The organism is Lachnoclostridium sp. An131, assembly GCF_002160825.1.
Classification (GTDB): Bacteria; Bacillota; Clostridia; order Lachnospirales; family Lachnospiraceae; genus Laedolimicola.
This window is the reverse complement of sequence record NZ_NFLI01000004.1, coordinates 1-23,455: the sequence shown is the minus strand read 5'-3', so window position 1 is coordinate 23,455 and position 23,455 is coordinate 1. Positions and strand designations below refer to the sequence as shown.

The window sequence follows — 23,455 nt, the reverse complement described above, 5'->3', positions numbered from 1 at the left end:
TATGAGAACCCGTCTGTTAACAGAGGTTATTGTTAGGCTGGTAAACAGAAAGGCATATGCAGAGGAATACGGAGTAGCAGTTTTAAATTTGCCCGATTTTAACTACCGGAGCTTTGTAGATGGGCTGGATTGTGGACGGCGGGCAGAGCTGTTTTTCCTGGGCTTTTCTAAGGAAGCAATTGAAGAGCTAAGAGTAGATTTGCCAATCCATGAGAATGTTGCATATGCATTTTCTGTGGAGGAGGCTGAGGAGTCCAGAAATTCCGGTGATGAAGGGATATTCCGGATTCTCATTATCAAGCGGGTAGAAATTGAAAAGCTTTCTTCGCTGCGCTGGTTCCCGGAGATTTCACTGGAGGCAGTTTATTTGGAGAGCTGCTCCTATGTGAAGGAAAGGCTGGCTCAAAGTAATCAGGTTATCAATACTCTGCTGCAGGCGCTTCGGAGAAAGTCTGTTCGTAATATTTTGAATTTTGAAAGGGTGCTCGAATATCTTGAGGATCTTCTGGAAGCGGACCCTGTCACACTTCCAGAGGTAGTGCAGAAGCATTTTTACAGGCTGGGACTCTGTTCAGACGCAAACATAATAAGTAGCAGACCTGGAGTGGAGGAGCTTGTTAAAAGAATCAGGCACAATCACAGCTTGGTTGAGCGTATAGGAAATCTTGAGCAGGCTGAACGGCAAAGCATTACTGATTATTACACAGGGCAGAAGGACCGGGAGACTCCGCGCTTGATCCTGCAGTTTTATAAGACGAAGAATATCGAGCTGCTGAGATTGATGGATGTGGATGCAGTTGAGAAATGCCTTAAGGCAGCGAGAAAAAATGGTTCAAGGCCTGCAAGAGCCAGAGGCGGCTATACAAATCCGACAGCGCTTGCAGCACAGATAGTCTTTGAGGATAATTCGCAGCAGCTGGAGACTATACTGGACCAGCTTGGTCACGAGATTGACGATTACTCTGACTCAAGACAGGGCAGGCATGTCGAGATCTGTCACGAGGGTATAAAAATTCAGGTTAGGCCGGAGCCGCTTTCTGAAAGGATAGCCGAGGAGCTGGTTAGTGAGGATGATTTTGGAGGAACCATTTACGCAGATGTACAATCGCCTACAGAAGCGCTGGATGATCTGAAGGTCAAGTATGAGTATGTGCCCTTTACAAGGGAGTATTTGGAGATTGTGTGGGATAATCTCAGAAAAATCTCCGGATTAGTAGACGGTGGCGAGACGATTTCTACTGCGCTCAAATGCTTTTTAACTGCCAGGGAGGCTCTGCTTTCATGGAAAAAACGGCTGCAGGATGTGCCGATGCTGCAGGTCCTGTTGAAAAAGGACAGCTTTACGGCATACCTTAACGCGTATGAGCGGCTCCTGACTGCTGTCAATGATGAGTTTCCCAGGATATGGAGGATAGCTCCGTCCAATGCAAAGCAGCTTGTGAATATTATCATATCTCTTGACAATGTTTTTATTCTGGGAACAAAGGCCTGTCATGCGGTGCCTACACCGCTGAATCCTCTTTATTTATGGAAATATATTAAGCTGGCAGAGGAGATTCTTTCTGAACGTGGTATCGATGAGCTTGGGGAGGGACAGCTTTCTGAGGAGGATAAGAGCTTTATAATCCGTAAGGCCGGAGACATTCCCGATCCTCTTTCAGTGATGCTGTTTCCTGCGACAATACGTTCGCAGGGGGCAGTATTCCTTCCGCTGGCGGGACGGATTGGTACGCTTCCGGTGTATTCTACCAGACGACAGATCAACCAGAGCGAGAGCGGAATTGGCGATCTGAAGAAAGCGATTATCCGGTATATGTGTCTATATCCGCATTCAAGCATGATGCTCAGAATCGCTTTTATCGATCCTCCATCAGTGGAAGCTATCGTGGAGATGCTGAAGCAGCTTGATAAGGATCGTGAATTCAATGTGTCAGGTATCGAGGTATCTATTTTCAGAACAAAGGAGGCGGACTCGGATTGGATAGAAATAGGGGATGAAGCCTTGAATGATGGAATGCTGGGCCAGGTAAAGGGCAGGCGAAGTCTGAAATTTCGGTTGAAAATAGCAGAGAAAAGACTTCCCTACCATAAAATTTTAGCTGAGCTGGACAAGGAGCAGCATATTTTGGTCATTTTTGATCCAAATGAGGTGCGAATTGCTGCTGCACAAAATAGCAGGCAGCTTCACATTCACCCATTATGTGTACCCAAGGTCTATCAGTACAATCCGATTGACGAAAGGGTGGAAATACGTCCGGCAAATGAGGGTGGAATCTTCTCAACCTACGCCAGCATTCTTGAGAAGCTGAATGAGCAGCCCTCTACCTTCAGCCATACGAGTACCTTTTTTAATACTCCTCTGAAGAGAGAAACCTATGACAGTCTTTTAATGAAGGCAGACTGGCTTGTGATTCTTGATCAAAGCTTGAAAAGCTGGGATATTTCACTGAGAGCTGTCAGTGAAAAGCTTTTTTACAGAGAGAACGATTATCGGTCTATTGGGATTTATTCAAAAAATCTTCGGAAATTTGAGAAGGGCTTTGATTACCTGATCAAGCAATGTGGCAATTTTATTCCGAATGAAAAGGGAATAGGTAATATTATTCGGGCTGTCCGTGAAATCAATGATGAAGGATTGCTGAGTATTGTCTCACATTCAACGAATCGAGTTTTTGAAGCTAATCATGGAAAGGGCAGCCTGGGGCTTGCTGTTTCTGCAATCAGGTACCTGCAGATGCACAGCGGGGCAATGCTTGTGGGCCTGGACACACAGCTTGCAAGAGAATGGCTTTCTGACAGAGATGACAACAGGCTGCCGGATCTGGTTGGGATAGATTTTCTGTCAGAGGATGAGGCAGCTGTCGATCTGATTGAGGTGAAGACCTATTCCAATCACGAGAGCGCATTCCAGATAGAAGGGGATACTATCGCCGGTCATGCTGTCAGGCAGGTCTCCGTGCTAGAGGCGCTCATCAGAGAGATTTTTGGAGCGTCCGAAAAAATAACAACGGTTTCGAGACGGGAAATACTGAGAGAGCAGGTGTTTGATGCGCTGTATCAGTCCTCAATAAAGCCGGAAGAAAAGCACCATTTAAGTGAAAGACTAAATTCACTGTTTGCGGGAGAGCTTAGAATTACTGTGAGCAGGTCTATTTCCTTTGTCGATTTTGAGCATGCAGAGAGCTCAGTGCGGTGGCTTGCTGGGCGAGATGAGCCCGAAGGGTGTAGATATCAGCTGATTACGATCGGGAGCAGAGAAATCCAAAGCATTATTTCCGGTCTGTTGGAAAGCCCTTTTGAGACTGGAGAAGGGGAGCTCGCTAGTCTCCCTGGAGAGGACGAATGCGATAAAACACATGGGGTGGGAGAGAATACAGCGAGAGATCAAGCGCCTGCTTGGTCGGGCGCGATTTCGGAAAAAAGTCTGCCAGGCGGTGGATTTGAGCAGAAAAATGAGGACAGGGCAGCAAAAAAAGGAGTCATAAGAGATATCATAGATAAATGTGCGAGGCTGAATAAGGTGTTCAGAGATTATGGGATTCAGGCACAGCCTGTAGATCCCGATATGGTGCAGGAGGCGGCCCGCTTCACCCGCTTTACAGTAGAGCTGAAATCTGGAGAAACAATGAAGGCAATTGAAAAATATAAGGTCGATATTGGAATTCAGATGGAGGCTGATGGCGAGCTCCTTGTCAACCATATCCGAGGTACGAGATATATTTCTGTGGACATTCCATTTGCGGGTGCAGCAAGAACGGTAGGGCTGATAGAAAATTTACATCAGCTGGATGGGGCAGAGGGAAGCCTGGATTTTCTTGCTGGGCAGATACCGGATGGAAGGATCGAGGTAGTTGATTTGGCCAAAGCGCCACATCTTTTAGTTGCAGGAACGACAGGGTCAGGCAAAACAATTTTTTTGTATTCCATTATTGTCAGTCTGCTGAGGCAATATCAGGAGGATTCCCTGCAGCTGCTTATTATTGATCCGAAGCAGACTGATTTTACCTTTTTTGAAGGGCTTCCCATGCTATACGGTGGACATGTTATCACAGATGCCGCAGAGGCATTGAAGGTGATTCGGAAAATAAATGACGAGGATAAGGAGATACGTACTGCTCTGCTTAAGGAAAGCAGATGCCGTGACATTGATTCTTACAATACAAAGAATCCTTCCTCCTACATGAGAAGGCTGGTAGTTATTATTGATGAGTATGCTGACTTGATTCAAGCCGCTGAGCTGCAGGGAACCAGGAAGGAGTTTGAGAAGCTCCTTGTTATGCTTGCGCAGAGGGTCCGCAATCTGGGTATTCACCTGGTTATATCGACCCAGCGTCCGTCAGCGCAGATAGTGACGGGTGCGTTGAAGGCCAACATTCCATACAGGGTATCCTTCCGCCTTCCCTCACATGTAGATTCGCAGACGATTCTTGATATGTCAGGTGCGGAAAATCTGCTCGGCAAGGGAGATTTGCTCCTGGTGACTGATACGGATACTAAGCGTATGCAGGGGCTTTATATTACAGAAGAGGAGCTGACAGGCTTCCTGGAGAGACTTTAAGGAGAGCTGATAGATGACAGCTGAAAAGGCAGACGATGTCATATACGGCATATTTAAATGTGAGATAAAAAACCGCTTTCTATGTACTGTGCAGGTAAACGGAGAGGATGTAACCTGCTACATTCCCTCCTCATGCCGGCTCAGCAATTTTATTGACATGCGGAACCGGACAGTACTTCTTAGGCCTGTAGCGGCAGAAAACGCCAGGACGGCCTACTCAGTCTATGCAGTCAAATACAGGAGGAGCTTTATATTGCTGAACCTGTCGCAGGTCAACAGAGTAATCGAGGCTCAGCTTTACCGCAGATACTTTTCTTACCTGGGGAAAAATCGTAGAAATGTAATTCGCGAATATAAAATAGAGGCCTATAAAACGGATCTTTATCTTCCTGATACGAGGACGCTGGTCGAAATTAAAAGCATATTATCCTTTGATAAATGTGGATTATTTCCGACTGTCTATTCCGAAAGAGCCATTAAGCAGCTGTGCCAAATCAGCAGACTCCTGAATCAGGGCTACCAGGCGAGCTACTTATTTGTTTCACTGAATCCGGCTGTGACAGAAATTCAGCTCAATAAATCTATAGAGGAATTCTATCAGCTTTTTATCGACTGCGTTGAAAAGGGGATGACGTACAGTGGGATCAGTATAAGGCTGATGGAGGGAGAGCCCCAGGTGTATGCAAGGATTCCTGTTAGGGCTTAAGAAAGGGATAGGCGGCAGTATACTATTGATTGATAATAGAAAACTTACGGTTATAGCTATGCATATACCTTCTTGCCAAAGGAAAAACTGTAAATTAATCGGCTAAAACGTAAAAGAGGTTTACCTTTTTGACAAACTGTGCTATGATAGTCGGGAAATCAAGGGTGTAGTATGCTATACCCTTTTGGATAATTAATTCTGACAGCATTTTTGACATAACCCAGTAAAATCTGTTAAATTAGCAGGCTATGTACTGGCGATTGTCAGAATATCCAGTTAAGAAGCCTGGCCTTCAGAATCGTCGCTTTGCCGCGTTCTGAAGAAGGGTGGTCATCCTGTAAATTATGAATCCGGGCAGCAAGCGCGGAATGGCGGAGCACACTCTTTTTGTAGAGGAGGCGCAGATATGTGGTATGTCATTCAGGTCCAGACGGGACGGGAAGAACAGATATTGAAAGAGGCCAGGAGATATCAGGTACAGGAATATTATGATGAGATCTTTATTCCTCATTACGAGAGAAGACGAAAATACCTGGGACAGTGGCATACAGAGACAGAGCTTCTGTTTCCCGGGTATCTTTTTGTTATCAGTTCTGCCCCGGAGGAGCTTTACAAAGCCCTGAAGCGGATCCCACAGCTGACGAAGCTGCTCGGAACCGGAGAAAAATGGACTTCAATGTCAGATGAAGATATTGAAATTGTAGAGTTGTTGTCAGGCAGAGAACATCTGATGAAGCTTTCAGAGGGGTACATACAGGGTGATACGGTGACTGTGACAAGAGGGCCTTTGAAAGGCTTAGAAGGAAAAATCAGCCGGATAGACCGGCATAAGAGGCTGGCCTGGCTTACAGTAGAGCTGTTCGGGAGGACGGTGGAGCTACAGGCAGGGCTCGAGATTATAAGAAAAGAGTAGAAGGAAAGACAAATCATATGTATCTGAAAATAAAAAGAGCGGCGGACTCTTTTTTGTCTGCAATGGGGCTGCTTGTGTTGTCGCCCCTTTTTTTAATTTTAATTCTTTGGATTAAGCTGGATTCCCGGGGACCGGTACTTTTTAAGCAAAAACGAATTGGGATTCATAAGAAGCCATTTTATATTTTGAAGTTCAGAACCATGCGGACGGATACACCGAAGGATATGCCTACGCATCTTCTTCAGAATCCGGATCAGTACATTACCAGGGCAGGTCATTTCCTGAGAAAGACCTCTCTGGATGAGCTGCCGCAGATTATCAATATTCTGTTGGGCGACATGAGCATCATTGGTCCCCGGCCGGCTCTCTGGAACCAATATGATCTGATCGCGGAGCGTGACAAGTACGGAGCCAATGATGTGCTGCCAGGACTCACAGGATGGGCGCAGATCAACGGACGGGATGAACTGGAGATTCCGGTGAAAGCAAAGCTGGATGGGGAATACGTAGAAAAGCTGCGAAAAAATAATCTCAGTGGTTTTTGGATGGACTGTCGATGCTTTTTTGGAACGATAGGAAGTGTGCTGCGGCATGAGGGTGTTGTTGAGGGCGGAACCGGAGAGATGAAGAGACAGAAAGCCGGAAGAAAAGGAAAGTGATTTCAAATATGAAGAAAGTATTGATAACAGGGGCAAACAGTTATATAGGCACATCCTTTGAAGCCTGGGCGAAGGAAAAATATCCGGAAGAGTTTGAGATAGACACCATAGATATGGTGGATGGGAGCTGGAGAGAGACAAGCTTTGCGGGATATGATGCGGTGTTCCATGTGGCGGGAATCGCGCATGCAGATGTGGGACATGTCTCAGAAGAGCGCAAAGCTTTCTATTATAAGATCAACCGAGATCTGGCTATTGAGACTGCTCAGAAAGCAAAGAGAGATGGTGTCAAACAGTTCGTATTTATGAGCAGCATGATTGTCTATGGAGAGAGTGCTGGATTAGGAAAACGGAAGGTAGTTACAAGGAATACAAAACCGCATCCAGCAAACTTCTACGGCGATAGCAAGTGGCAGGCAGATAAGGGGGTCAGGAAGCTGGCAGATGACAGTTTTCATGTGGCGGTGCTTCGTCCTCCAATGATTTATGGAAAAGGAAGCAAAGGAAATTATCCTCTTCTGGCGAAGATGGCGAGGAAGCTTCCTGTTTTTCCAGATATTCAGAATGAGAGAAGCATGCTCTATATTGGGAATCTTTGTGAATTCCTGTGCCTGTTGATGAAGTCAGGTGACGGGGGAATTTATTTCCCGCAGAATGCAGAGTATGTGCGAACCAGTGAGATGGTAAGATTAATTGCGAAAACTGCAGGCCATAGAATATGGATTACAAGGCTGTTAAATCCGGCTGTGTGGGTGGCTGGAAAGATTTCGGGAAAGGTGTCTGGGATGGTGAATAAGGCGTTTGGAAATATGACCTATGACATGACTATGAGCCAGGCGTTTGAAGGGAAGTACCGCTGTGTCAGTCTGGTACGTTCTATTCATCTGACAGAGGGAAAAGTCAAATGAAAAAACGTCTTTTGATTATCAGTCAATATTTTTATCCGGAACAGTTCCGCATTAATGATTTATGCAAAGAATGGGTAAAAAGAGGGTATGACGTTACGGTGGTGACAGGGATACCTAATTATCCGGCAGGGAAATTCTTCAAAGGTTATAGCTGGGTAAAAAGAAGGAAAGAGGAATATGAAGGGATCCATATTGTCAGGCTGCCGCTGATTCCGCGAGGAAACAGCAGCTTGATGCTGGCGTTGAATTATATTTCTTTCGTGATATCGGGATGGTTCTGGAGCCGCTTTACGAAAATAGAAGCAGATAAAATATTTATCTTTGAAGTCTCTCCTATGACACAGGCATTGTTAGGGGTATGGTATAAAAAGAGAAAAAAGATTCCCTGCTATATTTACGTACAGGATCTGTGGCCCGAAAATGTAGAAATTGTTACAGGGATTCATAACAGGAAAATCATTCGTGCAATAGATAAAATGGTAGATTATATCTATAAGAACTGCAATTTGATTTTCGCTACGTCTCCTTCTTTTGTAAAAAGAATAGAAGAAAGAGAGAGCGCCTGGAAGAACAAAAAAAGTAAAGTAAGATATTGGCCTCAGTATGCGGAAGAGTTTTATAAGCCTGTGCCGCGGAAAAAACTTCCGGATATGCCGGAGGACGATTCGTTTAAAATTGTGTTTACCGGTAATATCGGGTACGCACAGGGCCTGGACATTCTACCCAAGGCAGCTGCTATTTTGAAAGAAAAAGCAGTTAACTGCAGCTTTATCATCATAGGCGATGGAAGATACAGGGAGACACTGGAAAAAGAAATATGTTCTGCCGGTGTACAAAATATGTTCCATATGCTGGGACGGAAAAAGCCGGAAGAAATACCGGCATATCTGGCGTGGTGTGATGTAGCCTTTATCTCGTTTGCGGATAATCCGCTGTTTGAAATGACAATTCCGGCAAAACTGCAGTCTTATATGGCCTGCGGGATGCCGATTCTGGCGGCGGCTTCCGGAGAGACGGAGAGGATTATCAGAGAGGCTGATTGTGGAATGGTATGCGAGCTGGGAAACGCGAAAGCGTTGGCAGAAAGCATTTACTCAATGGCTAAAACGGGAACTGAAATACTGGAAGAAATGAGTAAAGGGGCGCGCCGGTATTATTGCAGAGAATTTAACCGGGCAAATTTGCTGGATAAAATAGGGAAATATTTGGATAAATAAATATATTCGGAGGAATAAGATGAGTACTAGGGAATATCAGGTATGCACAAATTGCGTAATGGATACGACAGATTCTGTGATTCAGTTTGATGAAAAAGGAATGTGTGATCATTGTCACAACTATTACGAAAATATCCTTCCTAACTGGCATCCAGATGAGCAGGGAAGGAAAAAATTGGACGAAATTGTTGCGCAGATTAAAAAAGATGGAAAAGGGAAAAAGTATGACTGCATTATAGGGTTAAGTGGTGGTGTAGACAGCTCGTATCTGGCATATTTGGCAGTTAAAAAGCTGGGGCTGCGCCCTTTGCTGTTCGCCTGTGATACCGGTTGGAATCTTAATGTAGCGGTGCAGAATGTAGAAAAGATCACAAAAGGGTTAAATATGCCTTTGCATACGGAGATTGTAAACTGGAATGAAATGAAGGACCTGCAGCTTGCTTTTTTTAAAGCTCAGGTGCCATATCAGGATATTCCTCAGGATCATGTCATATTTGCATCTCTTTATAACTATGCTGCAAAACACGGTATTAAATATGTGTTGACAGGCGGAAATAATTCGACAGAATGTGTCCGTGAGCCGATTGAATGGGTATATCAGAATGATATTCGTATGCTGAAAGACATTCATAAAAAATATGGCACTATACCGCTGAAAACACTGCCGCTGTGCGGTATGTTTAAAGCACATCTGTATTATCGTTATATAAAAGGAATGAAGGTTGTGAAACCTTTGGATTTAATTCCTTATACAAAAGCAAAAGCAATTGCTACGTTACAGAAAGAATTTGGCTGGGAACCATATGCAAACAAGCATTTTGAGAGTGTGTTTACCAGATTTTATGAAGGCTATTGGCTGGTAAAAAAGTTTGGTTATGATAAAAGAAGATGTCATTTCTCCAGTCTGATTCTGACAGGACAGCTGAAGAGAGAAGAAGCTTTGGAAATCCTGAAAAATCCGCCTTATGATGAAAGACAGGCCATGGAAGATCTGGAATATGTGGCGAAAAAATTAGGACTGACAAAAGAAGAGTTCATAAATTTAATGGAGCAGAAAAATAAGACTTACAAAGATTATAAAAATACATCAGGTATGATCAGCTTGGCGGTAAAAGCGGCCCGATTATTTGGTATGGAAAAAAGACAGTATCGATAAGATAAAACAGGAGTTGATATATGATAGCAGTTATTAATTATGGAATGGGAAACACAGGCTCTATTGTAAATATGCTTCATAAGATTGGAGAAGAGGCTATGGTTACGGATAGGGCGGATGATTTGGAGGAGGCCTCTAAAATTATTCTTCCCGGCGTAGGAGCTTTTGATCATGGGATAGAAAATTTGTATGAAAAAGATCTTGTTTCCGCCATTCGAAAGGTAACGGCAGAAAAAGGGACTCCTTTTTTAGGTATTTGTCTTGGAATGCAGCTTCTTGGTAACGGAAGTGAAGAAGGAAATGCACAAGGATTAGGTTTGATTCCGTTCAAAAGTGTCCGGTTTGGTTTTAATGAAGGGAGCGGATTAAAAATACCCCACATGGGATGGGATGTGGTAAAGTTTGAAATGGAAGATAAGATATTGGAAGGTCTGGAGGGTATTCAGCGTTATTATTTTGTCCATTCTTATCATGCGGTTTGTGAAAATCCTCAGAACGTATTGATGACCTGTGATTATGGGTATCAATTTGCTGCAGCGGTAAAAAAGAATAATATTTACGGTTTTCAGTTCCATCCTGAAAAGAGCCACAAATTCGGAATGAAATTACTGGAAAATTTTGTGCGGAGGATATAACAGATGTATATACGGCCTAGACTGATTCCGTGCCTTTCTATTACAGGAATGAAAGACTTAGTCAAAACAACCAAGTTTCAAAATCCGCGGTATTTGGGAGATCCAATCAATGCTGTAAAGATTTTTAACGAAAAAGGTGTTGATGAATTATGCGTGTTGGATATTACAGCTTCGGCAGAAGGGCGTGGCCCGCAGATGGATTATATTAAAGATATCGCCAGCGAAGCGTTTATGCCGCTCAGTTATGGGGGAGGAATCACAACACTGGATCAAATTCAGAAGATTTTTTATATGGGATATGAAAAAGTGGTCTTAAATACAGCGTTTTACAGAGATCCGGATTTGATTACAAAGGCAGCGGATTATGCTGGAAGACAAAGCATCGTTGTGTCCATAGATGTAAAAACAGAATTGTTCGGAAAACGAGGGTGTTATATTTGTGACGGAAAAGAGAAAACCAAAAAAGATCCTGTTTTTATGGCAAAAAGAGCCGAAGAACTGGGAGCAGGTGAAATCCTGTTAAATTCTATTGATCAGGACGGTATGATGCAGGGATATGACTTGGATTTGGTTAGGAGCGTATCTGAGGCAGTATCTATTCCGGTCATTGCATGCGGCGGAGCTGGGGATTTACAGGATTTTAAGAAAGTATTGACAGAAGGGAAAGCTCATGCTGCCGCAGCAGGGAGTTTGTTTGTATATTATGGAGAAGAAAAAGCGGTGTTGATTAATGTGCCAGAAGAAGCAGAACTTGAAAAATGTAGGATTTATATATAGGAATAGAATTAGCAATATAATGAGGATTTGAGAATGAATATAATTTATTTATGGAATAGAATATTAAAAAAAATACGAGCATCTGCAATTAGTGATTCAAAAATACATCAAACAGCAAAGATTGAAGCGGGAAGTCAAGTGGTGCATTCTGTAGTAGGACGCTATTCGTTTTGTGGATATGATTGTAAATTGCTTAATTGCAAAATAGGTTCGTATTGTTCTATTGCAGATAATGTTATTATAGGAGGAGCGCAACACCCCATTTCATGGGTATCAACTTCTCCTGTTTTTTATGCAGGACGTGATAGTATTAAAAAGAAATTTTCAGAGCATGTGCGAGAAAAAGACCTGGAGACACGAATTGGAAATGATGTTTGGATAGGTGAGAAAGCGTTAATAAAAAGTGGAATAGAAATTGGTGATGGTGCTGTTGTTGGAATGGGAGCAGTGGTAGTTCATAATGTTTTGCCATATGAAATTGTAGGAGGAGTACCTGCAAAACATATAGCATTCAGATTCGAAGATAGTATGATTAATTCATTATTAGCAAGTGAATGGTGGAATCTACCGGATAATAAAATAGAACAATTAGCTGTATATATCAAAGATCCAGTAAATTTTTTGAAGGAGTTAGAGTTATGCGAATAATACATGTGTGTTTAGCAGCGTATTATATTGATGATTATTCTTATCAAGAAAATGTATTACCTAGAATGCATATTAAACAAGGACATGATGTGTTAATTCTTGCATCTACGGAGACCCTTTCTCCAAATAATAAATTAAGCTATGTAAATTCATCTAGCTATCTGAATGATGATGGTATTAAGGTAGTAAGAATACCTTATTTAAAAGGTATTCCTAAGTTTTTGGTAAGAAAACTGAGAATTTATCCAAATGTATATTACAATTTATGCAAATTCAAACCTGATTTGATTTTTCTTCATGATATTCAATTTGTTAGTATAAATCAAGTTAAAAAGTACGCTAAAAAAAATCCAAAAGTAAGAATTGTTGCTGACGGGCATGCCGATTTTATAAACAGTGCACATGGCTTTTTATCAAAAAACATATTACATGGATTAATCTACAAACAATGCGCTCAAGCTATTTTGCCATATACTGAAAAATTTTATGGAACATTACCGTCTCGCGTAGAGTTTTTTCATGAGATGTATCACATACCTAGAAACAAACTAGAACTTTTACTTATGGGAGCTGATGATAATTTGGTAGATGAAGTTAAAGCTGATTCGTCAAGACAAGCGATACGTAATAAATATGGATTTACTAAAAAAGATATAGTGTTGGTTACAGGAGGCAAGATAGATCAAAATAAGATTGCAGTATTAGAATTGATGGATGCTGTGAAAGAAACCTCTGAAAATATAAAACTTCTTATTTTTGGCTCTGTTTCATTAGAACTTGCTAATATATTTAATTCAAAATTAGTAGATAATAAAATTGTTATGTATGGATGGGCTTCGGAAAAAGAAACATATCAAATATTAAACTCAGCCGATATTGCGGTATACCCATGTTGGCATTCTACATTATGGGAACAGAGTGCAGGATTAGGTCTACCTTGTATTTTACATAGAATACAGGGATTTCAACATATAAATATAAATAATAACTGTATTTTTGTTGAGCCCTGCAGTAAAGATAATTTGCTTAAAGCTATAAATATTTGTGTAAATGATTTTGAATTATTCAAAAAAAATGCTCAAGAGGTATCAATTAATTTTTCCTATGCGCGAATTGCCCAAAAAGCAATATTATAAGAAGGATTGGAATAGTGAAACAGAAGAAAGAAATTAAAGGATATGATGAAAGTGTAGGTCAAGTGTTATCCTCCTATTTAATAATAAATTGTATTAATTTGACCGTAAAACAAAGTATAAATATACCATTGATTACGAACGTATTTACTATGTTATTAGGAGTAGGTTACTTTAATATTTTGTTTCATGAAAAAAGATATTTATCCATAGTAATTAAAAAATTATTAGTATTAGAATTGTTACTTGTAGTTCTTGTATTAATAAGTATTATGAGGTATCCATATGTTGGAAGAATGATAATAATAAGATGTTTATGGACATCTTTGTTTTGTATTCCTTTATTTGCTATGGCTACAAATGTTACAGATGAATGGAAAGTTATAAAAAAAACTTATTTTGCTACTATAATTATTTTAATATGTGCGATAATCAGATTTGTTGATTATATAAAAAGTGGGAGTACAGCTGACTATAATATGCCCATGGGGTATGCACTATTATATCCAATACTTGTCCATATAAGCATGACTAAATTTAATAAAAAATACTGGTTATTAGCTGGCTTAGAAATTGCATTAGTTTTAATTTATGGATCTCGAGGTCCGGTTCTTTGTTTTGGAATCTTTTTGATTTTATTTTATTTATACAAAGAAAAAAAGAATTTTAAGCGTAACGGTGTATTGTTAGTTTTGTGCCTATGTATTGGAACAATAATATTAATATGTTTTTCAAACATAGTTATTGCAGTACTGTCATCAATAGTCTTGAAATTAGGGATTCAAAGCAGAACGATTAATATGTTGTTGAATGCACGTTTAGTTGTGCACGGGACACGGAGTGAAATTTGGGTGAATACTTGGAACAATATCCTAGCTAAACCTCTTTTAGGGTGGGGAGTAGCTGGGGAGTTAAGTTATATGGTATCGTACCCACACCAGTTGTTTTTAGAAATTTTGCTTCATTTTGGACTTGCTTTAGGTGGGTGTTTATGTATTTGGATAGTATATATAATTATTTCTAAAATAGCTAAAACAAAGGGATGTGATATACCAATATTGATATTTGTGTGTTGTGGATTTATACCACTTATGCTGTCAGACACATATTTAAATTCACCACTTTTTTGGATATTAATGGGTTTTTGTATGGATAAAAGAAGCAAGAGAGAAAAGAGAGTCTATTTATGAAAAAAATTTTGTGTTTATTTCCCAGGTTTAGTATTGGTGGGATTGCTAAAGCTTTATGTTTCGTGGCCAATACGTGCGCAAAAAATAATATGGATGTATGTTGTATTTCTATGTCAAACGAGGAAAAGCTATTAAATTTTGAAAACAATATAAGAACAGAGGTAATCGATTACAAAACGGATGGAAATAGAGTTGAATCAATAAAAAATAAAATTTTGTTTTTAATAAAATTTAGAAAAAAAATATTAGAAGAAAAACCAGATGTTATTATTTCTTTTGGAACAGATTTAGTAAGAATATCAACAATAGCTGCATACGGAACAAATATTAAAATCATTGGCTCAGAAAGAGGTAATCCATCATTATATAGTAAAAAGCAATTTAAAAAATATTCGAAAGCTTTAAAAAAATGTGATAAAGTAGTATTTCAGACAAAAGCAGCACAACAATTTTATTCTGATACTATAAAAAGTAAAAGCATAATAATTCCTAATGCATGCATATCAAGAAGTACTAACAGAAATTTCAAAAATGAGATTTCAAAAACTATAGTTTCATGTGGAAGATTAAGTAGCGAAAAAAATTTTGAAGGTTTAATTAGGGCTTTTTATAAAACACATAAAGAACTAGAAGATTATAAGTTGCATATATATGGAAATGGTCCTGAATATAATCGGCTTCAAAAAATAATTAACGAATTAAAAGACAATAGGATTAGGCTTTGTGGTCAAGTTCAAGATGTTTTTGAAAAAGAAAATAATTGCTCGCTTTTTGTATTAAATTCGCTAACAGATGGCATGCCAAATGCATTGATAGAGGCTATGTTAGAAGGTATACCTTGTATAGCGACTGACTGTCCTCCAGGTGGTGTTAGATTTATATCTGATAATGGAAGGAGAGTATTATTAGTACCTGTTAATAATGAAGAAGCATTGGCAAAAGCTATGATTAAAGTAATAAAAGACTCTAATTTGAAAAGAAATCTTATAAATAATGCCTATGAAATTAGGAATGAGCTAGATCCAAATAAAATAGGGAGGAAGTGGATTTCAGTTGTTCAAGAAGTTACGTAATAATAAGTATATCTTATTTATGTATTCAAAAATATTTTTATTTCATTATAGCTTTAAGTGGTATCAGGAATATAAAAATGAGAAAAAAAACATAAATATTACAAGTAGTAATTTAATTGAGCGATCAAGGGTCCCTAAGCTTTTTATTGTTCCACATGCTGATGATGAATTGTTTGGAGGATATGCTCTTAAACTGTTGCAAGGAAATAGCCTTATATGGGCGTATTTTGGATTTACAGGATCTAATAAGACTTTAAAAAATGAAAGAATTCGAGAACGCGAATTTACAAAAATGGCTCAAAAGATGAAGGCAAATTTTTATAAAATACAAAATGTTGAGCAACTAAACAAAATAGTTAGAGATAATAATATACAAGAAATTTATTTACCATCTTTAATTGACTGGCATTATGAACATAGATTAGTTAATTACATGTTATTAGAATGCTCTATATTGTCTGAAAAAAACATAAAACTTTTTTGGTATACCATATCGGTTCCATTAATGACGTCAAAATCTAAATTTTTTGTCCCAATGAACAAAAAAGAACAGAATAAGAAATATAAATGTTTTAAAAGAATTTATAAATCACAAAGATATATGCCCATTAAAAGATTTAAATTTCAAGAAAAATTGGAAGGAAAATTGATAAATAAATATGCTGCAGAGAGTTTTATTCATATTAATACTAAAGAATGGGAAATTATAACTCAAAAATTTTTTGAGCTAGAAGAACAAAATAGCAATTTATTAATTGAAATAAATAAATTAAAAGATTATATTAATTCTATAAAAAAAATACGAAGTAAAGCAAGTAATATATATTTGTTAATTGAACAAAATAAAGGAATTTGATAGTTATGAAAATATCTCCAAACAGTGGAAATAAAAAGATGCTTGGTAATTCAATTTTTTATGCTTTGGCGGATTTGTTGTCAAAAGGATTACATTTTTTATTGTTACCTATATATACATTTTATTTATCACCAACTGATTACGGAATTCAAAATATAATTACAGGATTCAATTCTGTCGTTAGCTATATTATTTTACTATGTTTGGACTCTGCATTAATCAAATTTTATTCTGATTTTAAAGAAGAAAAAAAAACCATGAAAAGGGTTTATGGAACATCAATTAGTATCGTTTTTATTTCTTCTTTAGCTACTTTATGTGTATGCGTTTATTATCGAAATATTTTATGTAAAACTGTATTTAATGGTATTAGTTTTGTTCCATATATTTTATTAGGAATAATGATTTTAGTTTTGGATTCATTTTATACTTTGCATAGAAGAATGCTAGAAGCACAGCAAAAAGGTAGAAAAGTTGCAATAATAAGCATATTGACAGTCGTATGCTCATCACTAATAACAATAATTATGATTGGCGTTTTAAAAAAGGGGGTAGTGGGTTTATTATTTGCGACTGCATTAACTAGTGCAGGAACTGTTGTATTTATGATAGTAGATATGATTAACAATGATATGATTGAAATTTGTTTTGATTTAAAACTAGCTAAAAAAATGCTTAGCTATTCATTGCCACTAATTCCGCATCAGATTTCAGGGTATTTAGCTACATTTATAGCAAAAGTGTTTTTAAATATTTCTAATGATTTATCTGTTGTAGGTTTATATGGGATTGCAACGCAGATATCTTCCGTTGTAGATGTTTTTCAAGATGCTTTTTCTCGCGCTTATCGCCCATGGCTTTTTGAGAGGCTAAAAAAACCGGCTGATTTAAATAAGTTTGAAATAAGTAATATGAGTAGCATATTATTAAGTTTTTATTCTGTTGTATTTATATTAATAGGATTGTTTGCTCAAGAAATAATTTTTATAATGACATCGCCAAAATATTATTTGGCTTGGAAAGTAATACCTATTTTAATTGTAGCAATTTCTTTGAGATCTATTTATTATTTTTATATTGCACAATGCATGTATTATGAAGAAACTGCTAAAAAAATATTTTTAGCATCGGTTACGGCTAATCTTTGCAATATTATTGTAACAGCGATTGCAGTTCCTTATTTAGGTATGTATGGAAGTGCTATTGCTTCATTAGTATCTATTATTGTTAACACCTTAATTATTTTTAAAATAAATAAAAGAAATATTTCTATAGGATACAAATTAAGTACATTTTGTAAAATATTAATATTTTCTTGGGGAATTTTGATTTTAGGAGTATTCCCAAGTTATGTAATATTTAAAAATGAGATAGTATTTGCAAATGTAATGTACAAAATTATAATTGCAACCATTTATTCATGTTGTATATGGATAATAACTAAGAAATATGTACATTATTTTACTGGTACTAATAATATGAAAGAGTTAATATTTTTATTAAAGAAAGGAGACAAAAGTGTATAAAATAGGTATTCTAACATTTTATGATTCAGATAATTATGGAACTTGTTTACAGGCGTTTGCGCTTTCTAATATAATTCGTAATTTAGGTTACGAAAGTAATATATTGAACTTTAACAGAAAGGAAAACAGTAAGAAAAAAAGTAAAATATCTATTATAAAGAAATTAGGATTAAAAAAAACAATTATATTATTAATTAGTAAAAAAGCAATAGAAAAACAAAAAAAATATTTTGTTCAGTTTAGAAATAAACTTCCTATAACTTCTAAAAAATACGATTCTTTTAATGCATTGAAATTAGATGCAAATAAATATAATGGGTTTGTTACGGGAAGTGATATGGTTTGGTCGTGGGAATCGAAAGAATTTTTAGATATTTATTTTTTAAAATTTGCACCTGAAGGGAAAAAAATAGCATATGCGCCTTCTTTTGGAAATTCATGGAGTCAAATAGAGGCAGTAAAATATTATAGTAAAGCGCTTAAAAGTATAGATTTCTGTTCATGTCGTGAATTAAATGGAGTCAAGTTTATAGAAGAAATTAGTAAAAAGCAATGTGAATTAGTTTTGGATCCCACTTTTTTGATGACAGCAGACGAATGGAAGATAACTTTTAATTTAAAAGAAAAGAACCATACAAGCAAAAAAATTGCACTGTGCTATATGTTTGGAGATCTGAATAAAGATTTTTTGAAAAAATTAGAAAAAGTTACAGAGAAAGAATATGAAATACAATATATTCCTGGAACATTAAAACAATATATATATGAGTATGTCCATAATAGAGATGTTTGTGGACCTAGTGAGTTTTTACAGAGATATTGCATGGCAGATGTTATTATTACAAACACATATCATGGTTTGGTGTTTTCGTTGATTTTTAATAAGCCTTTCATTCTTTTGCATAGAGATAATCGGGAATATTGGGTTAAACATGAAGAAAGAATGGTAAGTTTATTAAATATTCTAGGGCTTAGTGATAGATATTTGACATTAAATTCAGATATTTCGAAAAAGAGTTTTGAGTTAGATTATACTAGCATTAATAATAAAATCGAAAGCTTACGCAAATCGTCGAAAAAGTATTTATATGAATCATTAAAGAAAGTCAGCGCAGTTTAATGCATGGAGAATAATTTATGCAAAATAATAATATTAATGGTGTTCTTGAAAAAAGGCTTTGTACAGGATGTGGCACATGTTCTTTAATATGTCCTCAAGGTGCTATAAAAATGCAAGATGATAGTGAGGGATTTAAAGCACCTATAGTAGAAAGTGAAAAATGTAATGGCTGTGGTAGATGTAAAAGGCATTGTCATGCCATCAAATCAACAAAGAAATATTCGTCAAAAATAAGTATGTGTTTAATTGCTCAAAATAAAGAAAAAAAAATAGCTAAAAAAAGCGCTTCGGGCGGAGCATTTGTAGGAATGGCAATAGAGTTTTTAAGCAAGTATCAAGGAATTGTATTCGGTGCAGCCTTATGCGAAGATATGGAAGTAAAGCATATATATGTTGATAATGTAAAAGAGTTATATAAATTGCAAAATTCTAAGTATGTACAAAGCAATATAGGGCGTAGTTATGAGAAAGCTAAGTTTTTTTTACAAAATAATAAATATGTACTTTTTTCTGGTACACCATGTCAGATAGCAGGATTGTACAATTTTTTAGATGAGAGCTTATTGGAAAAATTATATACTGTAGATCTCATATGTCATGGTGTACCAAGCCCTGGGCTATTTAAAAAATATATTGAAGAGAATGAAAATGAAGCAAGAAGAAAAACAAAAGCAATTAAATTTAGAGTCAAAAATCCTTTATGGACTTCAATAAGTTCATTTTATATGATAATGATATTCAAAGGAGGGCTTCCCAGTATACGTAAACCTTCAGAGGATGTTTATTATAATATTTTTTCTAAAGGACTTGCCTTACGAGAATGTTGCTATACGTGTAAATATGCCTTGCCGGATAGAATAGGAGATTTTACAATAGGAGATTGCGATAGCCATAAATTTTATCCTCATTTTCATCCTAATGAATCAAATTCAACAATTATGATTAATAGCATAAAAGCAAAAAAAATTTGGGAGGAAAGTTTTGGTAAAAAATTTGATTTCTCCGAGTTGGACATCCGTTTAGAGGAAAAATATAACAATCAACTTCATGAACCATTTAAACGACCGATAGAAAGAGACTTTATATATAAAGAAATTTTTCAAAGAGACTGGGGCATAATATCTGATAAATACGCAAATGAGCAAAAATTGTCCGGGAAAATCAGAGCATATCTAGCTATTTTATCACCTTCTTGGCTAGTAAATATTTGGGGAAAACGAAATGGATAAAAAAGAATATAATGATTTACTACAAACGGATGTTTATAAAGACGTACAAGGTTTATTTTTGAAATTTTATCAAAGATATTTAAACCCTGCTACGAATGCAGTATATTTGTTCAGAAAAATGCAGTACATGAATTCATTTAAAGATTGGTTTCATAAGATAATAACAAAGTTATTACAAAAAAAACTAGCTAATCAATATGGAATATTGGCATCACCTAATGCTATAATAGGTAAGAATTTACGTTTTGTTCATCCTAGTTCCATAGTTATAGGAGCCCATGTCGTAGCAGGAGAGAATCTATCTTTATATCAAAATACAACTTTAGGTGGTTCACACACAGGTGATGTAAACAAAGGAAATCAGCCTGTACTTGGAAATAATGTGACTGTTTTTGCAAATAGTTTGATCCTTGGAAAAGTGCTTGTGGGGAATAATGTTGTTATAGGAGCTAATTCGTTAGTATTACTTTCAGATATTCCTGAAAATGCAGTATGTGTAGGTTCACCAGCAAAAATTATAAATAGAAAAATCAAATGAGGAGGAAAGAACATGATGCTTTATGAAAAGATTTTTAAAGGAGAAGAAAAAATATCCGTTATAGGATTAGGGTATGTGGGAATGCCAATAGCAGTGGCATTTTCAAAAAAAGTTTCTGTGATTGGCTTTGACATTAATAGGGAAAAAATTGGATTGTATCAAAAAGGGGTGGATCCAACGTGTGAAGTGGGAGATGATGCAATATCAAACTGTAGTGTGGATTTTACATTTAATGAAAGTGATTTGAAAAATGCAAAATTTCATATAGTGGCGGTACCTACGCCGGTAAATGATGATCATTCTCCGAATTTAAGACCGATAGAGGGAGCAAGCCATATTTTGGGACGTAATTTAGTATCTGGGAGCATTGTGGTATATGAGTCTACAGTGTATCCTGGAGTGACTGAAGAAGTGTGTGTACCAATTTTGGAACAGGAATCAGGCTTGCGATGTGGTATTGATTTTAAAATTGGATATTCTCCAGAAAGAATTAATCCAGGTGATAAAGTACACAGATTGGAAACTATTAAAAAAATTGTATCAGGTATGGACGAAGAAACTTTAAATGAAATTGCCAGTATATATGAATTAGTTGTAGAAGCTGGAGTTTTCAAGGCGGAAAGTATTAAAGTAGCAGAAGCAGCAAAAGTCATCGAAAATTCACAAAGAGATATAAATATTGCTTTCATGAATGAGTTATCTATTATTTTTAATAAAATGGGAATAGATACTAAAGCAGTTCTTGAAGCAGCTGGTACTAAATGGAACTTTCTAAAATTTTACCCAGGATTGGTGGGAGGACACTGTATAGGAATAGATCCATATTATCTTACTTATAAAGCTGAAATGTTAGGATATCACAGTCAAATTATTTTGGCTGGAAGAAGAATAAATGATGATATGGGAAAATATGTAGCAGAAAATTGTGTAAAAAAGCTTATTCAATCTGGGAAACAAGTTAGAAATGCAAAAGTTGCAATTTTAGGATTTACTTTTAAGGAGAATTGTCCAGATACTAGAAATAGCAAAGTGTTTGATATTGTAAAAGAATTACATGAGTATGGAATTACCCCTTTAATAGCAGATCCAGTTGCAGATAAACAGGAGGCTGAAAAATTATATGGAATCCATCTTACAGAAATGCAAAAGATAACAGGAATGGATGCTGTAATACTGGCTGTAGCACATGAAGAATTTGTGAAATTAAGTATACAAAATATTGATCAATTTTTTGCTGAAAAAGAAAAAGTTTTATTGGATATCAAAGGTATTATGGAAAGAAGAAAATTTGAAAAAGCAGGATATATATATTGGAGACTTTAAAAAAGGAGGAGACCAGCTATGAAAAGTCAAGTATAAATTAGCAAAAAATTCCTTTTAGGTATCGATGATAAAAAAGGGTAACCTTAATAGAGCTCCCTTAAGGTGCTTTTTCAAAATCTATCGATATTGGTATGTAGATCTCTTAATCGAGGTCAAATTCCACTTCGTCAGTCAGCATCTTCCAGATGACTCTGACAAGTTTGCCGACGCAATGTCCGAGGGCATTATAGTGAGTCCGGCCTTCAGCCATCTTCTTATCATAGTAAGCTTTAAAGGTGGCATTGCTTTTTACTACGTTGTGAGCTGCGTTGATCAAAGCATATCTGAGAATATGGGAGCCGCGTTTCGACATCCGTGTCCGTCTGGCCTGAAAATTTCCGGACTGGTATACAGATGGATCCAAACCGGCAAACGCCAGCAGCTTACTGGGGTTGGAGAATCGATGGATATCACCGATTTCACCAAGGATAATCCCGCCGTTGATATATCCGATACCCGGGATCGTCATGATGACAGAATCATGAAATTTCATAATCTCAGTCATCTCAGCTTCAACCTGTTTTAATTGACTATCCAGTAACTCAATCTGGGCAATGGTTTGAGTAATCTGAATGAAAAGCCTAATCCCCCAGCTATGCTGGGGAGAATGGAGTAAGCAGGAGCGTGTAAGATATCAATAAAAAGCCTCCTATGCTAAAATGAGAATGGTGTCGCAAGCCAAACTCAAAAATTAGTATAGGAGGCGGTCCCAAATGGACAATAAGAGTTTATCACACGTACGGTGGAAATGCCAATACCATATAGTTTTTATTCCGAAATACAGGAAGAAAGTACTGTATGGAAAGTTGAAAGCAGATGTAAGAGATATAATTTCTACATTATGCAGATATAAAGATGTAGAGATTATAGATGGTGCAGTATGCGAAGATCATATACATTTAAGCGTAGCTATTCCGCCCAAGTATAGTATTTCAAAATTTATGGGGTACTTAAAAGGAAAGAGTACGCTAATGATATATGATAGACATCCAGAATTGCAGAGCAAATGGGATAAAGCATTCTGGGCCAGAGGATATTATGTTGCAACAATTGGTAATATCACAGAAGATGCAATAAAGAAATATATAAGAGAGCAGGCGGAAGAATCGAGGAAAGAAGATTCAAGTAGTACCGCTTTATAAGCGGACTAGTAACAACGCTTGCGATACCCGCCCTTTGGGGCGAGCATGTAACTGGCCCTTATGAGGGCCAATCCAAACCACCACTTGAAGTGGTGGTTGTGACTTAGAT

Annotated in this window: 21 protein-coding genes; 20 read left to right on the top strand and 1 reads right to left on the bottom strand. The window is 37.0% G+C overall.

Annotation, left to right across the window (positions count from 1 at the left end; genetic code table 11):
* Nucleotide 1: 1 nt before the first annotated feature.
* From B5E77_RS03955 to B5E77_RS03865, 19 genes are all read left to right on the top strand, one after another.
* Nucleotides 2–4,558, top strand: a complete 4,557-nt coding sequence (locus B5E77_RS03955) for an FtsK/SpoIIIE domain-containing protein (RefSeq protein WP_087164091.1) — start codon at nucleotides 2–4, stop codon at nucleotides 4,556–4,558.
* Nucleotides 4,559–4,571: 13 nt separating this feature from the next.
* A complete protein-coding gene (locus B5E77_RS03950; RefSeq protein WP_087164090.1) occupies nucleotides 4,572–5,264 on the top strand; it encodes a DNA/RNA nuclease SfsA in 693 nt (230 codons plus the stop codon).
* Nucleotides 5,265–5,670: 406 nt separating this feature from the next.
* Nucleotides 5,671–6,177 carry an antiterminator LoaP gene (gene loaP, locus B5E77_RS03945; protein ID WP_087164089.1) on the top strand — a complete coding sequence of 169 codons (507 nt, stop codon included), beginning with the start codon at nucleotides 5,671–5,673 and terminating at the stop codon, nucleotides 6,175–6,177.
* Between the two features lie 17 nt (nucleotides 6,178–6,194).
* Complete coding sequence (locus B5E77_RS03940) at nucleotides 6,195–6,836, top strand: sugar transferase (RefSeq protein ID WP_087164088.1); 642 nt, start codon at nucleotides 6,195–6,197, stop codon at nucleotides 6,834–6,836.
* An 8-nt stretch (nucleotides 6,837–6,844) separates the two neighbouring features.
* Nucleotides 6,845–7,744: an NAD-dependent epimerase/dehydratase family protein gene (locus B5E77_RS03935; protein ID WP_087164087.1), complete on the top strand. Its 900-nt coding sequence runs from the start codon at nucleotides 6,845–6,847 to the stop codon at nucleotides 7,742–7,744.
* Entirely contained in the window at nucleotides 7,741–8,961 is a 1,221-nt protein-coding gene (locus B5E77_RS03930) for a glycosyltransferase family 4 protein (protein ID WP_087164086.1), read from the top strand. Before B5E77_RS03935 ends, B5E77_RS03930 begins: the two co-directional genes overlap by 4 nt.
* A 19-nt stretch (nucleotides 8,962–8,980) precedes the next feature.
* Complete coding sequence (locus tag B5E77_RS03925) at nucleotides 8,981–10,117, top strand: N-acetyl sugar amidotransferase (RefSeq protein ID WP_087164085.1); 1,137 nt, start codon at nucleotides 8,981–8,983, stop codon at nucleotides 10,115–10,117.
* Between the two features lie 20 nt (nucleotides 10,118–10,137).
* Nucleotides 10,138–10,752 carry an imidazole glycerol phosphate synthase subunit HisH gene (gene hisH, locus B5E77_RS03920; protein ID WP_087164084.1) on the top strand — a complete coding sequence of 205 codons (615 nt, stop codon included), beginning with the start codon at nucleotides 10,138–10,140 and terminating at the stop codon, nucleotides 10,750–10,752.
* Nucleotides 10,753–10,755: 3 nt separating this feature from the next.
* Nucleotides 10,756–11,529 (top strand): AglZ/HisF2 family acetamidino modification protein, encoded by a 774-nt coding sequence (locus B5E77_RS03915; RefSeq protein WP_087164083.1) that lies wholly within the window; start codon nucleotides 10,756–10,758, stop codon nucleotides 11,527–11,529.
* A 33-nt stretch (nucleotides 11,530–11,562) separates the two neighbouring features.
* Nucleotides 11,563–12,177 carry a CatB-related O-acetyltransferase gene (locus tag B5E77_RS03910; RefSeq protein ID WP_087164082.1) on the top strand — a complete coding sequence of 205 codons (615 nt, stop codon included), beginning with the start codon at nucleotides 11,563–11,565 and terminating at the stop codon, nucleotides 12,175–12,177.
* Complete coding sequence (locus B5E77_RS03905) at nucleotides 12,168–13,313, top strand: glycosyltransferase family 4 protein (protein WP_087164081.1); 1,146 nt, start codon at nucleotides 12,168–12,170, stop codon at nucleotides 13,311–13,313. The genes B5E77_RS03910 and B5E77_RS03905 overlap by 10 nt, the downstream gene beginning before the upstream one ends.
* 14 nt (nucleotides 13,314–13,327) lie before the next feature.
* The gene (locus B5E77_RS03900) at nucleotides 13,328–14,500 is read left to right on the top strand and encodes an O-antigen ligase family protein (protein ID WP_087164080.1); all 1,173 of its coding nucleotides are present in this window, start codon (nucleotides 13,328–13,330) and stop codon (nucleotides 14,498–14,500) included.
* Complete coding sequence (locus tag B5E77_RS03895) at nucleotides 14,497–15,573, top strand: glycosyltransferase (RefSeq protein ID WP_087164079.1); 1,077 nt, start codon at nucleotides 14,497–14,499, stop codon at nucleotides 15,571–15,573. The genes B5E77_RS03900 and B5E77_RS03895 overlap by 4 nt, the downstream gene beginning before the upstream one ends.
* Complete coding sequence (locus B5E77_RS03890) at nucleotides 15,554–16,429, top strand: hypothetical protein (RefSeq protein ID WP_087164078.1); 876 nt, start codon at nucleotides 15,554–15,556, stop codon at nucleotides 16,427–16,429. The genes B5E77_RS03895 and B5E77_RS03890 overlap by 20 nt, the downstream gene beginning before the upstream one ends.
* A gap of 5 nt (nucleotides 16,430–16,434) precedes the next feature.
* On the top strand, nucleotides 16,435–17,955 hold the full coding sequence (locus B5E77_RS03885) for a lipopolysaccharide biosynthesis protein (protein WP_087164077.1): 1,521 nt from the start codon (nucleotides 16,435–16,437) through the stop codon (nucleotides 17,953–17,955).
* Nucleotides 17,948–19,075, top strand: a complete 1,128-nt coding sequence (locus B5E77_RS03880; RefSeq protein WP_087164076.1) for a polysaccharide pyruvyl transferase family protein — start codon at nucleotides 17,948–17,950, stop codon at nucleotides 19,073–19,075. The genes B5E77_RS03885 and B5E77_RS03880 overlap by 8 nt, the downstream gene beginning before the upstream one ends.
* A gap of 17 nt (nucleotides 19,076–19,092) precedes the next feature.
* Nucleotides 19,093–20,304 (top strand): Coenzyme F420 hydrogenase/dehydrogenase, beta subunit C-terminal domain, encoded by a 1,212-nt coding sequence (locus B5E77_RS03875; protein WP_087164075.1) that lies wholly within the window; start codon nucleotides 19,093–19,095, stop codon nucleotides 20,302–20,304.
* A complete protein-coding gene (locus B5E77_RS03870) occupies nucleotides 20,297–20,842 on the top strand; it encodes a serine O-acetyltransferase (RefSeq protein WP_087164074.1) in 546 nt (181 codons plus the stop codon). The genes B5E77_RS03875 and B5E77_RS03870 overlap by 8 nt, the downstream gene beginning before the upstream one ends.
* 12 nt (nucleotides 20,843–20,854) lie before the next feature.
* Complete coding sequence (locus B5E77_RS03865) at nucleotides 20,855–22,165, top strand: nucleotide sugar dehydrogenase (protein WP_087164073.1); 1,311 nt, start codon at nucleotides 20,855–20,857, stop codon at nucleotides 22,163–22,165.
* Nucleotides 22,166–22,307: 142 nt separating this feature from the next.
* Here the strand turns inward: B5E77_RS03865 and B5E77_RS03860 are convergent, their stop codons facing one another.
* Nucleotides 22,308–22,709, bottom strand: coding sequence for a transposase (locus B5E77_RS03860; RefSeq protein ID WP_242963599.1), 402 nt, complete (start codon nucleotides 22,707–22,709; stop codon nucleotides 22,308–22,310).
* A 208-nt stretch (nucleotides 22,710–22,917) separates the two neighbouring features.
* Between B5E77_RS03860 and tnpA the strand changes: the two genes are divergently transcribed.
* Entirely contained in the window at nucleotides 22,918–23,346 is a 429-nt protein-coding gene (gene tnpA, locus B5E77_RS03855) for an IS200/IS605 family transposase (protein ID WP_087164072.1), read from the top strand.
* The last annotated feature ends 109 nt before the right edge of the window (nucleotides 23,347–23,455 follow it).

Bases quoted from the DNA above. Each gene is read 5' to 3' on its own strand.
- B5E77_RS03955 (WP_087164091.1), top strand. From the start codon at position 2: ATGAGAACCCGTCTGTTAACAGAGGTTATTGTTAGGCTGGTAAACAGA.
- B5E77_RS03950 (WP_087164090.1), top strand. From the start codon at position 4,572: ATGACAGCTGAAAAGGCAGACGATGTCATATACGGCATATTTAAATGT.
- loaP (WP_087164089.1), top strand. From the start codon at position 5,671: ATGTGGTATGTCATTCAGGTCCAGACGGGACGGGAAGAACAGATATTG.
- B5E77_RS03940 (WP_087164088.1), top strand. From the start codon at position 6,195: ATGTATCTGAAAATAAAAAGAGCGGCGGACTCTTTTTTGTCTGCAATG.
- B5E77_RS03935 (WP_087164087.1), top strand. From the start codon at position 6,845: ATGAAGAAAGTATTGATAACAGGGGCAAACAGTTATATAGGCACATCC.
- B5E77_RS03930 (WP_087164086.1), top strand. From the start codon at position 7,741: ATGAAAAAACGTCTTTTGATTATCAGTCAATATTTTTATCCGGAACAG.
- B5E77_RS03925 (WP_087164085.1), top strand. From the start codon at position 8,981: ATGAGTACTAGGGAATATCAGGTATGCACAAATTGCGTAATGGATACG.
- hisH (WP_087164084.1), top strand. From the start codon at position 10,138: ATGATAGCAGTTATTAATTATGGAATGGGAAACACAGGCTCTATTGTA.
- B5E77_RS03915 (WP_087164083.1), top strand. From the start codon at position 10,756: ATGTATATACGGCCTAGACTGATTCCGTGCCTTTCTATTACAGGAATG.
- B5E77_RS03910 (WP_087164082.1), top strand. From the start codon at position 11,563: ATGAATATAATTTATTTATGGAATAGAATATTAAAAAAAATACGAGCA.
- B5E77_RS03905 (WP_087164081.1), top strand. From the start codon at position 12,168: ATGCGAATAATACATGTGTGTTTAGCAGCGTATTATATTGATGATTAT.
- B5E77_RS03895 (WP_087164079.1), top strand. From the start codon at position 14,497: ATGAAAAAAATTTTGTGTTTATTTCCCAGGTTTAGTATTGGTGGGATT.
- B5E77_RS03885 (WP_087164077.1), top strand. From the start codon at position 16,435: ATGAAAATATCTCCAAACAGTGGAAATAAAAAGATGCTTGGTAATTCA.
- B5E77_RS03875 (WP_087164075.1), top strand. From the start codon at position 19,093: ATGCAAAATAATAATATTAATGGTGTTCTTGAAAAAAGGCTTTGTACA.
- B5E77_RS03870 (WP_087164074.1), top strand. From the start codon at position 20,297: ATGGATAAAAAAGAATATAATGATTTACTACAAACGGATGTTTATAAA.
- B5E77_RS03865 (WP_087164073.1), top strand. From the start codon at position 20,855: ATGATGCTTTATGAAAAGATTTTTAAAGGAGAAGAAAAAATATCCGTT.
- B5E77_RS03860 (WP_242963599.1), bottom strand. From the start codon at position 22,709: ATGACTGAGATTATGAAATTTCATGATTCTGTCATCATGACGATCCCG.
- tnpA (WP_087164072.1), top strand. From the start codon at position 22,918: ATGGACAATAAGAGTTTATCACACGTACGGTGGAAATGCCAATACCAT.